At 55.0% G+C, this 15626-nt stretch carries 8 protein-coding genes and 3 pseudogenes; 6 read left to right on the top strand and 5 right to left on the bottom strand.

The annotated features are described in order from the left end of the window. The 5 genes and pseudogenes from EXE52_RS17685 to EXE52_RS18335 form a co-directional block, all read right to left on the bottom strand. A pseudogene (locus tag EXE52_RS17685) lies at positions 1-715 on the bottom strand (IS66 family transposase); the annotation flags it as partial. 551 nt (positions 716-1266) lie between these two features. Beyond that, positions 1267-2436 carry an AI-2E family transporter gene (locus tag EXE52_RS17675; RefSeq protein ID WP_137703984.1) on the bottom strand — a complete coding sequence of 390 codons (1170 nt, stop codon included), beginning with the start codon at positions 2434-2436 and terminating at the stop codon, positions 1267-1269. Between the two features lie 973 nt (positions 2437-3409). After that, complete coding sequence (locus tag EXE52_RS17670; protein WP_137703983.1) at positions 3410-5893, bottom strand: GAF domain-containing protein; 2484 nt, start codon at positions 5891-5893, stop codon at positions 3410-3412. Next, a complete protein-coding gene (locus EXE52_RS17665) occupies positions 5890-6993 on the bottom strand; it encodes an FIST signal transduction protein (protein ID WP_158293628.1) in 1104 nt (367 codons plus the stop codon). Before EXE52_RS17665 ends, EXE52_RS17670 begins: the two co-directional genes overlap by 4 nt. After that, positions 6990-7427: a hypothetical protein gene (locus EXE52_RS18335; RefSeq protein ID WP_094519315.1), complete on the bottom strand. Its 438-nt coding sequence runs from the start codon at positions 7425-7427 to the stop codon at positions 6990-6992. The genes EXE52_RS17665 and EXE52_RS18335 overlap by 4 nt, the downstream gene beginning before the upstream one ends. Positions 7428-8201: 774 nt before the next feature. Here EXE52_RS18335 and EXE52_RS17655 point away from each other — a divergent pair. The 6 genes and pseudogenes from EXE52_RS17655 to EXE52_RS17625 all read left to right on the top strand — a co-directional run. After that, positions 8202-9314: a CARDB domain-containing protein gene (locus EXE52_RS17655; RefSeq protein ID WP_158293629.1), complete on the top strand. Its 1113-nt coding sequence runs from the start codon at positions 8202-8204 to the stop codon at positions 9312-9314. After that, positions 9311-9973, top strand: a complete 663-nt coding sequence (locus tag EXE52_RS17650; RefSeq protein ID WP_049933399.1) for an ABC transporter ATP-binding protein — start codon at positions 9311-9313, stop codon at positions 9971-9973. The genes EXE52_RS17655 and EXE52_RS17650 overlap by 4 nt, the downstream gene beginning before the upstream one ends. Further along, positions 9973-11124, top strand: coding sequence for an ABC transporter permease (locus EXE52_RS17645; protein ID WP_394338102.1), 1152 nt, complete (start codon positions 9973-9975; stop codon positions 11122-11124). Before EXE52_RS17650 ends, EXE52_RS17645 begins: the two co-directional genes overlap by 1 nt. 116 nt (positions 11125-11240) lie before the next feature. Further along, a pseudogene (locus EXE52_RS17640) lies at positions 11241-12404 on the top strand (IS4 family transposase); the annotation flags it as partial. A 424-nt stretch (positions 12405-12828) separates the two neighbouring features. Beyond that, the gene (locus EXE52_RS17635; RefSeq protein WP_137703979.1) at positions 12829-14982 is read left to right on the top strand and encodes a PAS domain S-box protein; all 2154 of its coding nucleotides are present in this window, start codon (positions 12829-12831) and stop codon (positions 14980-14982) included. 221 nt (positions 14983-15203) lie between these two features. Further along, a pseudogene (locus EXE52_RS17625) lies at positions 15204-15500 on the top strand (IS5/IS1182 family transposase); the annotation flags it as partial. Between the last annotated feature and the right edge of the window lie 126 nt (positions 15501-15626).

The raw sequence follows: 15626 nt of genomic DNA, 5'->3' as shown, positions 1-15626 counted from the left end.
CAGCATCCTGAATCTCTTGACGGATCTGCTCGTACTCACAGCGACCGGCGCGCGCAGCGCGCTCGGTCGCGTGCCACGCGGATGCACCCGAGAGTTCGAGTCCGTGTAGTTGCTCGAAGCGATCAGCGATCTTCCGGTAAGGAAGGCGGTGATCGTACCGTGACAGAGCTGATTGAGCGATGACGTTCACCCCGAACTGCCCCTCATCGGGGCAGTCGGGGTGAGCCGCAACTGTCTCTGTTCCACAGGAGTCGCACTGGTAGTAGTGGCGGTTGTACCGGGTGATTTCTGGGGGCTGGGGATCAGGGATCTCCTCGACGAGTCGGGGGCTGACGCCCACCGACTCGTCGAAGCGGTCGCCACACTCAGGACAACAGTCACAGGTGACTTCGATTTCTTCGTCAGGATCGGCCATAGAACGCCACTCCGGATCGTGACCATCCTTCCGACCGGGAGTGCCACCGTCAGTTCGGACATCGTCGTCTTCGTCATCTTGCGAGGTCGGGGACCCGTCGGTCCCCGACCGTCGCTTGCTGGGTGGAGTATGCGGATTCTCGTATTTGCGAAGACGTGTTTCGAGTTCTTCGATCCGCTCGTCCTTCTCTTGTAACTTCTCTCGGAGCTGTGCGTTGTCTTGTTCAAGCTCTTCGACTCGTTGTTCAAGTTGTAAAAACCGGGAGAGCAACTCCTCTTTGGTGAGATCATCTCCGTTCACAGATCCCACCTTCCAGTACAGACAGCAGAGGTAACGGGATGGGCTCCACGACGGAGCCCATCCCTGAGAATCATCGCGAACCTCTGCTGCCAGTTCATACAGGCTAAGTTGTGCGCCTTCTATGAGATAGCAGCGAAATCAGTTCGGGCTAAACACGTACCAGCAATGTAACACGGTCCTCCCCACCCAAGGGCGTGCTCTGTAGCTGCTTCACTTCTGGAATTTAATTGTCGCTGTAATGGTCAAGAAATTCAACAAGGGGTGCGGCCAGCAGCTACGAGCATGACGAAATCAGGACGGGGCGAGGTTCCCTCGATCTACTCCTCTTCTCCCGGTGGTTGAACAATATCTCCGAGGGATCGGACCAATTGGATCCCGTTCTCGTAGCCAGTCATCGCTTACCTTCTTCGTCCTGCTCGGCAGCACCTACGCTGGAATGCGGAAGAAGTTGGGGGTCGGAGCGAACCCTCTCGGTAGTTGGAATATCGTTTGAATCCTCTACGCCTACGACGATCACCAGACGTCTTCCCCTGAAAGCGAGGGGATATCAATCAGTAGTCCGAGAGACTTGATTGTTCATGTGGCTGTCTGCCGGTGAGCACGTACGATGCAATAGTTCTAAAGAACTCTGCGAAGAGGACAAGCAGTATTGGGCCAAGAAAAATCCCGTAGAAGCCGAACGCGATCGGTCCGAGAATATAGGCAAACATCAGTAGGCCCACATGTGTCCGGTTGCCGCTCACATACGGGCGGATTAGAAAGTCAGGAATCGTATCAACGACTACGAACGCCAAAACGAGAAACAGGATCACGAAGCCGAACGCGCTTGCCTGACCACTGGTGACAGCAGCTATCGCGAGAATTGCTCCGACAGGGAGGTACACAATTTTCATTCCCACAACTGGAATTAAACTTCCTGCTCCTGTGAGTGCCCCGACTAGGGGCGCAAATGGAACGTTTACTGCTCCTGGTGCAACGAGATTGTATCCAGAAAAGACAAGAATCCCGATGATACCCGTCACAAATGCGTTTAAGATATTACCGAAGAGGATGGAAGACAGTTCATCATCAACAGCTACTGCGTATGACCCGACAACACCTGATTCATCAAAGTTGTTGAGAAACCAGTCTCCAAGCCGTGAGCCGTCGGTAAGCATATAGTATGTCCCGGCCAGAAGAATGAATCCATGGAGTGCTGCGTTTGCGATAAACCCGACTGAACCGGTTAGTGTAGCAACTGTTTGTTCGATCCATGTCTGAACTGCAGGGTCGTTGAGGATTGCTACGACTTCCTCAGGACTCAGTCCCAGTATCTCACCGATTTCTAGTCCTACGAGTGGACCCGGGAGTCCACTTCCTTGTGCCGACTGTAGTGCAGAGATGTATGCTGCACCGGGACCATCCCCTCCAGCGAGCCGTTGGATTTCGGGTACTACCAGTATAAGGGTGTAGGTGAGCAATAAGAGAAACGGCAGTAGGAAAATAGCAATTGTAACCATAGCAAGAACTTGACATCGATAGGGAACGCGATGGCCTTGGAGTCGCGATGGAAGCGAGAGGTTCTCGAGTTTACGATAAATTGGGCGGCTTGCGTAGTAGAGGAAGATTGTAAATATGAGCGTTGCCTGAAACTGGATTAAAACAAAAATGACAGCAGCTACTAATCCTAACCCTCCAGTTCCGAAGATGATCCGCCGTCGTAGTCCTGAGCTATATTCCATTTACTTACTAATTGCCACATTACAAGAAAGGTATGTTGGTGTGGCCACCTGTCTTTAGTTAAGCCTCACACCTCGGTTGTGTAGCGGTAGCGAGTGTCTCTTGTAAGATTGGTTGTCGCTTGCGGATTTTTTGAGCGTCTTCGATCAGTCGGTCGAGCAGCGGCAGTGGTGAGTAGCTGACTCAGCTTTGAACGTTGTCGTGTTAACACTATTGAGCCCGGAATCGGGGGAGAACGTTCTACGAAGACTTTAGGGTATCGGTCGAACAGGAGAGTGATTCACAGAAGATAATGAAGGCAGCGTTCACGGCGTTTGAACCTCTAGTGGAGGGTGGAGCGTCTGCGGCTGAACTCTCTTTTCCGTGCTCACACCGTCTCAGCCGCCATTTTCGGTCGATTAAGTGTTAAATACTCAACGTTCAAAGCTGAGTATAAGTTCATGTGTCATTCGTCTTTAGTTAAGCTTGATAATAATACAATTCCCAAAAGTATGCTTGTCAGTATTAGATGTAGGAGAAGCCACAGATGAGACACCAGTACCGGCGAGATCGAGCGATAAGCAACCATCGCAAACGGCGTTTTCTTGCCGTATCTGGTGTGGCTGGGCCGTATTTGAGCAAAAACCACAGCTATCGAGTATTACTGAAGATATTAACTAAAGACGAATGGTTCATGTGTATGGTTGGTTGCCGGGATGACCACCACTGTTGGACTTCGTCTCTGTCTCTTGCGCATCGACTCCGTCAGTTCTTAGATTTGTTAGTAGAGCCAACTACGAGGACATCGTCCGTGGGGGCGACATTCGGGCCAACGAACTGGTCCGTCGCGACCGTAACTGGTGCGTTCGTCTGGTCGTCAAACGGACCGTGGCCGTTCGAGACGAGTGCGACGACATAGTATACGGTGCGGCGCCGTAGGCGCTGTCCTTGGCAAGCGCGCCGAAACGAGCGCTCAGTGCGGGGTGCGGTCGGTCGTCAGTGATCGGGAAAGGCGATCGTCGCTGTCGTCCCGTCCTCAGTGTCGATCTCGAGCGCAGCCTCCGAGTATCGGACCACGCGATCCACAATCCACAGCCCCGCTCCGCTCCCGTGTTCCAGCGCGGACTCACCGTGCTGTTCGATCACGTCGAGCTCATACGGATCGATTCCGGGACCGTTATCACGAATCTCGATCCGCACATCCTCGTCACCCCGGCGGACGGCGACCTCAACCGCGGGGGCGTCGCTGTCGTTGTGTTCGAACCCGTTCCGAATGAGGTGAGCGAGCGCGGTTTCCAGCTCTGGGTGAGCCGTCACCGTCGCCGCGTCGCGGACATCGACTTCGAGTTCGCCGTTCGGGAACTCTCCGTCGACGGTCGACGCGGCGGATCGGACCTCCTGCTCAAGCGCGACGGTAGTGATCTCGTCCCGACTGTTTACGATCTTACGCATCTCCTTGGCGTGCTTCGAGGTCTTCTTTAGATCGCGGCAATTCTCCAAGACTCGCTTCGCGTACCCGCGTATCGGCTCCTCAGCCTTCGCCTCTATCTGAGACGTGTACCCCATTATCGCGGTGAGCTTGTTCCGGACGTTATGTCTGAGGATCCTTGCGATCACCTGATTGAGGAGGTCGATATCCCGGCGACTGTCGATCACCTCGGTGATCGCTTCAAGATTTGTCCCGAGGGAGTCGAGTATATCGGCGTCGAGCTCGCTGAAGCTCTCGGTGTACGCCGAGCCGGCGATTAGCACCCCGAAGTCACCGATCGGAACGATCACTTCCTCCTCGAGGGGTGTCTCCGAATTGTAGGCGTCCGAGTCCGTGGCGACATCGGCGGCGACGAGCGTAGTGTCGCTTTCGAACGACTGCCACGCGAGGCTGTCTCCGTTCAAGAATGACGGCGAGTCTCCGAGCAGTCGCTCAGAGTGATCGGTCGCCGCAACCGGTTCAAGCCGTTGCCGCGCGGGGCGATGCTTCCAGATGCCCATCAGCGGCATGTTCAGTGCCTCCGGGATGTCTGTGAGGACGGACTCGACCATCCCCTCGTGAGAGCGTTCCCGAAGCGCGCGACGGGCCGTCTCTTGGGTCGTCCGGAGGCCCTCTTCGCTCAACTGCCTATCGAGCCCGATCGCCGTGAGCTGGCTCAGCACCTGTAGGAAGTACACGTCCTCGTCGTCGAAGCTGTTCCGCTCGGGAGCCGAGGTCACGACGACGCCGTGGCTGCCGACGGGAACGATGAGCGCGCTTCCGACAGGAGTTTCATCATTCGGAAAGCGTCCGTCGAATGCGGCGATGTCATCTATCCGGATCAGCTCTTCTCGCTCGTACGCCTCCCAGACTACGGAGTCCCTGTCAGTATAGGTTATCGACTCCTCGCTCAGCCGCTCCCGGATCGCCGCGCTCGTGACTACCGGTTCGAGTGCTCCCGAGTCCCGGTCGTACAAGTGAACGCCGACGCTCGAGTGTCCGAGAACAGATTCTACGGTCTGAACGACCGTCTGGCAGATCCGATGACGAGAGCCCTCCGTGAGGATATCCTGTGCGGCGACGTAGAGCTCCTGTAGCGACAGTTCACGCTCGCGTTGGTCGGTAATATCAACGAACACACCGAAGTACTCGGTCCGCTCGGTCGCAGTCACCGGAACGGCTGTAAAGAGGAAGTACCCGACCCCATCGGATGTCTCTCGCTGTACCTCTTGCCGAAACGGTTCTCCCGTCTCGAGCGTCTCGATGAGCGAGCCGGTCTCTACGGGCTGATCCTCGGGCGTAATCAGTTCGTTGAGGCTCTGCCCGCGGAGTGAGTCGTTGAGGAATCCGAACGTCGATCTGAATGCGTCGTTTGCGCGATGAATCCGCTCTGTTCCGTCTTCCGTGACGACAACCTCGACGGTCGGTTCAGCGGTTGCGGCGAAGATGGCTTCGAAGCGGTCGCGTTGCCTGCGTAGCGCTCGCTCCCTTCGGTTCGACCGACATGCCTGTGCCAACCGATTGTTCAGCGGGTCCAACGCTGAGGCGGTTTCAAGATCGAGCGACCCCCCTTGTTTGCCGAGGACCATGACGCCAAACCCCGGGAGGTCGAAGAGATAGTACGTGCCTGAGCCGTCGACCGTGCCGGTAGCGGGCAGGGAGTCGGCGAACCGCCGAACCGTCGTCGACTCCGACACCACGGCGGCAGACTCCGCCGTCCGGTCGCTTCGCCCCGAGACGCCGCTCCGAGCGCCGGCAGCGATCTCCATGAGGTGTTCTCGGGCGCTGCGGAACAGCTCGTTCCGTTCCGGGTTCGCGGGAATAGACGTCACGAGCGTTGGTTCCGCCCCGTCCGACGGCGCGGAGATTTCGAATATACCGCCGACGGAACAGTTCAGTTTCTGAAGATACGCGGCGAGCGCTTGGTCAGCTGTCTCTTCGATGCTCCCACCGGTCTCGATGGCGAGCGAAATCTCGTAGAGGGTCTGGATGCGTCGCTGTCGCGAAGTCATATCTCCTCTACCGCACCGACGATCGCGGTCTTGTTGTAGTAGTCGAGGTGTCCATAGCCGTCATTTGCGATTTCACCGATTGTGAGGGCGCCGATCATCGGCGTGTCGTCCATCTTGACGGCGGAGAGTTCGCGCTCGAACTTGTCTTCGAGGTACAGCACCCGTGAAATACAGTCAAAGAAAAACAGCCCTTCCACGGGCGTATCTGAGTCCCGCGCCTCCGTCTTTGCGCGACGTGCAGCGTCGATCAGTGACTCCGGTTCCCCCTTGAGGACGTGAACGAACTCGCCTTCGGGTATCGCCCCGAAGCAGTCGAGACCGCCCTCTTCGGTCACCTCGAAGGGGTCGCGAACGATTTGCTCTCCGTCCATCCGAGCGATTCCGAAGGGGTACGCCTTCGCTGTCTCAAAGAAGTCATCGGCCGCGAGTTCGCTCTCAGCGTGTTCGTCCACGGCGGATTCATACGCCGAAAACGCCGGCTGGCCGTCTAGACGGCGTAGCGTGCTCCCGTCCGCGTCGGTCACCCGGAACGGACCAGCGATTTCGCGCCACCCGTGCTCGACGCCGAGGGTTACCGGTGACTCCACCGCGGCCATCACGGCGCTATCCTCGATGATCCCCTCGTTAGTGAACAGACAGGGGTGCTGTTCCGCTTCGAGCGTACCGGCCCCACCGCCAATAAAGTTGAGCTCAACGCTGTACGTTCTGAACAGCGATTCGATGAACTCCTGGATGTTCGTCGCGTACGCGTCCACGAAGACGAACGCTGTCTCGTACCCGTCGAGCGGAAGGTCGGCGTCCAAGGTTGACGTATAGTCCGGGTCCGCGCCGCTCAGCCCGCGGATCGTCGTCACGTGTGGTTCCGATGAGAGCCCGCAGATGACCGCTCCACTCCCCTTGTTTTCACCGTCGTGAATTACTTCCGGAAAGACGCCACCGAAGACGCTCACGTCGAGTTCCCGAAGGAACGGGTCGAGCCACTCGTCGAGCCCGTCGTCTGGAGCGGCACACAGCAAAATCCCCTCGACAGCGTCTCGTGACGCCACCTCACGCACCGCCATACGTATCGATTCGGGCGTATCAGCGTACTTGTAATTCATACCCCTATTTCCCCCACAGCCGTGGACGCACTGAGGGGGCGCCATGTCGGTTTCACGTTACACTTCCCCAGAATCTGGGCAACAACCGTCTGGCGTTTACTCGCGAACTCAACGACGTAGTCGAAGTGTGCCGAAGCGAGGCAACGGTCCTCGTCGTTCGAACTCACGGGCGGCACGTGGACGAGACCGCCGACGCCTCGGTTACGCCACTGTCCGATGGGCTCGTGAAGGAACCGAGCGAGCGACATCTTATCGTGGTGCGAGCGAATTTGTGTCAACGTGCTCATTTCCAACGTCCTCTGACAGTTCGTGATCGTGACTTGGTCGGTCGCCCGCTGTGTGGCGACGCCGATAGGTCTCATCAGGAATTCCATGCCATTCGGCGTGTTCTCTATATAATGCTGAAGTGGCGATCCTGTGTCTGTCAGACCCATACATCGCCACTGCGCGGCCTTCTACTTAATCCCCCTCGGCAAGTTATCGCTTTTGAGAAGCCTCTACGCTGTTGAACCCGATGACGCGGTCGGGGTCACCAGTTGAAATAACAGGTTCGCTCTTCTGTAGGAGACTGTCGATACAGTCGTCGGTAGCTGAACAGGAACACGAATCGACTTTCTAAGCACTTCTACCGCGGACTCCCAATTTTAGTCATTCACAAAGCTGCTTAGTTGGAACGTCTGCTTGCTGAAGGTGTGTATACAACTGGCGACGCTCCACCGAGGCGGGCATCGCCTCTGGTAGTGACCGTACCAGAAGTTCGTCAATATGGTTCAACGTGCTGCGTGGACAGCCCTCACAGTGTGTCGGGCCGTCCCCGCGAACCGATCATCAAGAAACCAATTCTACCGCTAACCACCGACTGGGCAAGGCAGCGGAATAAGTGACAACGCTTTCGCGTCGGGGACTGGTCGCCGCCGATCCGGGCTGATTTTCTCTACGAAACCGTCAGTACAACCGCTTCGACACAGAACTGAAGCCGCAGAAGCAGCTAGACGAGAATGCTTTGTGAGGTACTGAGACTTGGCTTTTTTATCCACAGACTGATCTAAATGAGATGTGCAGGTACATTCCCTCCAACACACAGTTCGGTGCGAGATTTGCTGGTACATGCCGACACAACTTGCTCTGGCTGCCCCAAAGCGGGTGATATCCTCGTGAGACGGCAACAGCTGCTGCCAGTTTTTCTTACACTTCTCACAATTGTATGTGTGACATTCGGGGGCGCAACTGTCGCTTCTGCGCAACAATCGGCAGTCAGCGTGTCTGTAGATGCTTCACCAGAAGATCCGGTTGTTGGTGAAACGACGACATTCAATGTCACAGTGACAAATCAAGAAGGCAGCAACAGCATCGCTGATGTCTCTAGTATCATGCTTCGAACGAATCAAGAGCACTATGAACGAGTTGAAGATGTCGGGTCACTTGCTCCCGGTGGAAGCCTCACCGTCAAAATGACGACGACCTTTGAGCAAGCAGGGCAAAAAAACCTCAAAGCGCACGTTTCTGCTAAACGCGCATCTGGCGGAAATCTCCGTGCCATCTACAGTCCTGTGACAGTAGATGTACAAGAACTCGATATCAACGGTGGGCTGTCGACGGCCTCAAACGGGTCTGATGAGACCACGGTCACCTTCACGAACTACGGAAACGTCGAACTGTCTAACATCGAGATAACGGCGACAGCGGACGACAGCGTGCGTGACAACAGAGATGTGTTCGATGTCGATCCCGACGAGGAGACCTCGGTAACATTCGACACCGGAGAGTACGACACTGACATCATCAACTTCTCCGCGACGTATACTGCACGCGGTGAGCAGTACGAAACAACGCGGACAGCAACACGCGATCAGCAGGTCACGGGAGAGATTCGCCTCACGAGTATCGACGTGGCAGCAAGCGGCTCAACGGTCTCGATCGATGGTGAGGCAGCGAATATTGGTGGCACCGATGTTGAGTCGGTTCTCATCAGCATCCCGACGACAGACGGCATCACTCCCGCCGGTGGGTCTGGAGAGTACTTCGTTGGGTCTGTTGACGCCAGCGAATTTTCGACGTTCGAACTGACAGCGAGCGTTGAGCGAGATACAGTCCCGATTAGGGTCGCGTATATCGCTGACAATGATCGCGTGACGAAGACACAGACAGTCGATGTATCGTCACTCAATACGACTACTGGAGCAGCGGGGCAGACCCAACCAGAAGCCACCTCGGGGGGCGAACAGAACCAGTCCGGACTGCCACTCCTACCGATAATCTTCGGAGTAGTGCTCGTTCTTACACTAGGAGGCCTCGGCCGATATCTGTGGAATCGTGAATGAGTGTAATCCAACTCAGAGACGTAGTCAAACGATACAACACCGAGGCTGAGACGATCGAGGCGCTGAAAAATGTCGACTTTTACGCTAACCGCGGTGAGATGGTCGTCGTGACCGGGCCGTCAGGAAGCGGGAAAAGCACGATGCTCAACATGATCGGTTTGTTAGATACTCCGACTACGGGCGAGATTTTCCTTGACGGGCGCAACATCACCGATTTCGATGAGGATGAGCGGACGGAGGAACGTCGGTCACAGCTTGGATTCGTCTTCCAAGACTTCCACTTGCTTCCGATGCTCACAGCCGAGGAGAACGTTGAGTTGCCGTCAATGTGGGACACCGATGTTGATCGTCGAGAGCGTGCTTCCGATCTGCTAGAGCGGGTTGGTCTCGGTGACCGACTCACGCACACGCCTGACGAACTCTCTGGCGGACAACAACAGCGCGTCGCCATCGCCCGTTCGCTGATCAATGAACCCGATATCCTGCTCGCAGATGAGCCAACTGGAAACCTCGATCAAGACACTGGGAAGACGGTTCTCGATGAGATAACCCGACTGAAACAAGAAGAGAACATCGCGGTCGTCTCGATCACTCACGACGAGCAGCTAGTGGAGTATGCGGATCGAGTTGTCCGTATTGTTGATGGGGTGGTCCAGTAGTGGGGCGTACAAGCGTTCTTCGTCGCTTCCCAAGCGTGCTGATGGCGTGGCGAAACCTCGGTCGCAACCGGACCCGGACCGCTCTCGCGGTGCTGGGTATCGTAGTCGGCGTGATTGCGATCGCGTCACTCGGTATGGCTGGGGTGGCGCTCGAACAGCAGGCCACCTCAAGCCTCGGTGGTCTCACCGATCAAGCAACCATCTCGCCCGGAGAAGATATCGATACTGACGGCATCACCGATGCGCAAGCTGAGACGATTCGGGATCTCTTGCCAGGGGTAACCGTCATTCCGCAAAAAACGAATTTTACAGAGCTTTCAGCACGGAATGGCGAAGAAGCGAACGTTCAGGTAACGGGTCTGACAAACCCAGCACCGTTGTATGATCTCTCTGTTGGAACTGAGCCCACACGGCTTGAAACAGGGGCTCTCATTTCCGAGAGTACTGCACAGACACTCGGGCTGGAGATCGGTGACCCAATCGAATACGAAGGACAACTGTTCCGTATTCGGGGATTCATCGCCTCACAAAGTGGCTTTGGTTCTGATGGCGGGGGAGAACTTGTGCTTCCGCTCTCAGCGCTCAACCAACAGGACGACTATAATTCTGTCACCATCATCGCTGAGGACGGAGATGCCGCAACCGAAGCGGCAACCACGATAGAGGAGCACTTCAACGAGGACGATGACGAAGTTCTCAGTGTGACCACCTACGCAAGTGTCCAAGAGAACATCAGCTCATTTACCGACACGCTAGAGCTCGCACTCCTCGGTATTGGCTCTATTTCACTGTTCGTAGCGAGTGTTGCCATTTTGAATGTCATGTTAATGAGCACAATAGAACGTCGGGGAGAAATTGGAGTGTTACGTGCCGTGGGTGTCCGCCGCGGCGAAATACTCCGTATGATACTGACCGAGGCCGCATTCTTAGGTGTGGTCGGTGGGCTTGTCGGCGCTGCTGGATCTCTCGTCGTCGGTGTGGTGATGTTCAACGTGTTAGCCGGTGACCCAGCCCTCGCATTAGCTTGGTCAAGTTCGAGATACCTCCTGTATGGATTCATCTTCGCGCTCGTCGCAAGTATTCTGAGCGGGATTTATCCCGCATGGAAGGCTGCTAATGAATCACCAGTGGATGCGCTTCGTGGTTCGTGAGGCATCCGTCTTTAGTTAAGCGAGAAACCGCGTGATAGCGGCGGCTTATCGAGGCATCTTTCGGAAGGAATGAGGAAGTCCAGTCTGTACACGACAAAGACTCCTCACCCCGGATTATGCGTCGGCTCACTACACTGTTTCCCTCTGAGTTCCTCGAAGAGCACGCCGAGGAACTCGGCGTGGTCGAACGAGACCGCAAGCTCCAGATCCCTGCCTTCGTTTGGGCGTTCGTGTTCGGCTTCGCCGCAGGCGAAAGCCGAACACTCGCCGGGTTTAGACGCTGTTACAACTCTACTGCCGATGAGACGATCTCTCCGGGTGGATTCTATCAGCGGTTGACACCGACGCTTGCGGAGTACCTTCGCGACCTCGTCGAGCGCGGCCTCGACGAGGTCGCTGTTCCTAACGCTGTTGACGCTGATATCGACCGATTTAGAGACGTGATGATCGCTGATGGAACGGTGTTCCGGTTACACGAATTTCTCTCAGGCCAGTTCGAAGCCCGCCACGAGGAGCAGGCTGGAGCGAAGCTCCACCTGCTCCACAATGCCACAGAGCAGACGATTGAACAGCTCGATACTGCTAACGAGAAAACGCACGACAGCACCTTGTTCAAAACAGGGCCGTGGCTTGAGAATCGCCTCATGCTGTTCGATCTCGCCTACTTCAAGTACCGCCGGTTTGCGCTAATCGACGAAAACGACGGCTACTTCGTGAGTCGGCTGAAGCAGAACGCGAATCCGGTGATTACGGCAGAATTACGGGAATGGCGCGGCCGCGCCATTCCCTTAGAGGGCAAGCAGCTCCGAGCTGTTCTCGACGATCTCGATCGGAAGTACATCGATGTAGAAGTCGAAGTAGAGTTCAAACGAGGGCCGTACAATGGGACACAGTCGCTGGATACGAAGCGATTTCGCGTCGTCGGCGTCCGCGACGAGGACGCCGACGACTACCACCTGTACATGACGAATTTAGCTAGGGAGGTGTTCTTTCCGGCTGATTTAGCGGAGATCTACCGCTGTCGGTGGGAAGTTGAGTTGCTGTTCCGGGAGCTGAAGACGCAGTACGAATTAGACGAGTTCGACACGAGTGACGAACACGTGGTGAGGATCTTATTGTACGCAGCGTTGCTGTCGCTGCTTGTAATCCGTGATCTGTTGGATCTCGTCACTGAGCAGGCGGATGATAAGCTTGTGTTTCCAGCAGAGCGCTGGGCGGCGGCCTTCCGGTCGCACGCCCATCTCATTCTCCACAAACTCGGTGAGTCCCTCAACTACTCGGCTTTGAACGTTGAGTATCTAACACTTAATCGACCGAAAATGGCGGCTGAGACGGTGTGAGCATGGAAAAGAGAATTCAGCCGCAGACGCTCCACCCTCCACTAGAGGTTCAAACGCCGTGAACGCTGCCTTCATTATCCTCTGTGAATCACTCTCCAGTTCGGCCGATACCGTAAACTCCTCGTAGAACGTCTTTTCCTCCGATTTCGGGTCCAATAGTGCCAACACGACAACTTTCAAAGCTGAGTTGTGATATCATCCCACAATTGAAGCCGTAGCGTCTCTCCTTGTTGCCGGTCGTTTGGACGCCGGACCGCGGGGGGATGAGATTTTTCGATACAGGGTTCTAGAATTGTGCTCTCTATTAATAAATTATTTTATATTTCGAGGCATAATTATGATATCAGGCTCTTAACTATACAGTATGAGAGATCAGAACGAGTCTATCAAAATTCTACACGTAGACGATGAGCCAGGATTCGCCGACATGGCGGCGACATTTATCGAACGCGAGGATGACCGGTTCGATGTCAAAACTGTGACAAGCCCAGATGAGGGGCTACAACATATAAAAACCGAACCAGTTGATTGTATCGTCTCTGATCACGACATGCCGGAACAGACCGGCATCGAATTTCTTGAATCGGTTCGCGATGAATATCCGAGTCTCCCATTTATTCTGTATACAGGCAAGGGTAGCGAGACAATAGCTAGTGACGCCATTTCAGCGGGTGTCACAGATTACCTCCAGAAGGGAAATGGAACTAGTCAGTATACCGTCCTTACAAACCGCATCAGGAACGCGGTGGATAAGTATCACACTCAGACTGAACTTGCCGAGCGAGAGAAACGTCTCAATCTGTTTTTTGAACAATCACCGCTTGGTGTCGTCGAGTGGGACAAACAGTTCAATTTTGTTCGTCTGAATGAGACAGCCGAGGAGATCATCGGGTACGCTGAAGGTGATTTGATCGGTCACTCTTGGCAAAAAATTGTCCCCGAATCAGATCGAGAGCCGGTTGCCGATGTTGTCTCTAGTCTTCTGGAAAATAAGGGCGGGTATTATAGCGTCAACGAGAACATACGGAAGGACGACGAGCGCGTTATCTGCGAATGGTATAATCGTGTCGTGACCGATGAAAACGGGGATGTTGTCGCCATTTTTTCGCAGTTTCAAGATATCACGGACCGGAAAGCGCGCGAACAGGAGCTACAACGGCAAAATGATCTGTTTAAAAAATCTCAGGAAATCGCGAATGTTGGCGCGTGGGAATACGATATTCAGGGTGAACAAACCATTTGGACCGATCAGGTCTATAACATCCACGACCGTCCGCGAGAGTGGACTCCAAACAACGAGGCTGTCATCGATCTGTATCATCCTGATGACCGACCACAATTTACACAGGCGTTCCGGGATGCGGTTGAGGCCGGTGAGCCGTACGACTTAGAGTTGCGGGTACAACTCGCGGACAGGGAAACGCGGTGGGTACGCACGCGCGCGGAGCCACAGGCAGAAGACGGAGAGATTGTCAGGCTCCGTGGGGCGATACAAGACATAACCGAGAGCAAGCAGCGTATCAGAGAGATCAGAGAGTTAAAACGCCAGTACCAGTCGTTAGCTGAGAATATTCCTGATGGCGCAGTATTCCTGTTTAACGATGATCTTCACTACGTCCGCGCTCGTGGAACGGAACTTGAGACAGTCGGCCTCTCACCCGACGAAATTGAGGGCGCAACGCCACATGATGTCTTCCCGGAGGAGACCGCTGACGAACTTGCTCACTATTTTACTGAAGCACTAGATGGGAAGACCAGTACGTTCACACAGAGTCTTGGAGAGGATACGTACCGTAATCGAGTAGCCCCTGTGAGAAACGGTGACGGTGCTATCACCTACGGGATAGCACTGGCCCAGAACGTCACTAATCAGATCAGCCGCAAGCAGAGGCTCGAAGCGCAGAATGAACAACTTGAGGAGTTCGCTAAGGTTGTAAGCCATGATCTGCGGAACCCGCTACGGGTGGTCGATGGTTACTTGGAATTGCTTCGTAAGGAGTGTGAGAGTGAGCACATTGATCGGATCACACAGGCGGTTGACCGGATGGATGAGCTAATCGAGGACCTCCTGCTACTAGCACGCCAAGGGGAACCTGTCGGCGAGACTGAAACAGTTGATCTCGCTGAGATCGTGGAAACTTGCTTCCGAACCGTCGAAACAGACCAAGCAACCGTCGATCTCCGTGTTGACCGACTGATTGAAGCGGATCAGAGTCGGCTTCGACAGTTGCTTGAGAACCTTTTCCGGAACGCAGTCGAACATGGTGGTGCCGGGGTGACGATCACAGTCGGCGAAGTGGAGGGTGGATTCTATGTCGAAGATGATGGACCGGGTATTCCTGAAGACGAGCGTGAGGACGTATTTAATGCTGGCTACTCGACTGTTGAGGACGGGACCGGGTTTGGACTGAGTATTATCAGTGAAGTCGCTGACGCGCATGGTTGGGACATTCGCGTGACTGACGGAACTAGCGGTGGTGCTCGGTTCGAAGTCACCGGTATTGAGGTTGCTACATAGGTACTCCGTGTTAACCCCTCCATCCAACTGGGACGTAGACAACGATGACATCATAGAGTGCCTCCGCAACTTAGCCGACGTGGTTGACAGCGAGAAGTCAGTAGATGAAGTAGGAGAGGTGTGGGAGGGTAGAGACGTAAATATCTTGCTCTGTTGAAGAGCGATCTTATCAGCCGATACCACGGGTTTAGAAGAGTGAAGCCGAGGAAATCGAACCTGACATGGAGGTCGATATCCTCGACTTCATCGAGCAGTGTCGTCACCTAGCTAAACAAGCGTTGGGGAAGCAAGCGGGCAAGCCCGACTCGGGCGGGCTTGCCCGCGAGGCCCACATAGTCGCTCACTGTATTCGTAAAGAAGAGGGCCACAGCTACGCCGAACTTGTCGATCGGCCCGGTCTCATGCCGGAGATATGTGACCAACTCGGCCTTCACTCGGATGCGTTACCTGATCCAACCACGTCCTACCACTCACTCGACCGGTATGCGATGTACATCTGGCGGGCGTTGCTGCGCATTTAATGAGTATGAAAACTTTTGTTAGTTAAGCTTGATAGAAGAGTAATGGAGCGCTCACGTCGAAAAGAGATTGAGCATCACTTGACTGAGGAAGAAATCGATGAACTGCTACGTGAGGCCGAAGAC

The organism is Halorubrum sp. CGM4_25_10-8A, assembly GCF_005435025.1.
GTDB classification, from domain to species: domain Archaea; phylum Halobacteriota; class Halobacteria; order Halobacteriales; family Haloferacaceae; genus Halorubrum; species Halorubrum ezzemoulense.
This window is presented reverse-complemented; position numbering and strand designations above follow the sequence as displayed.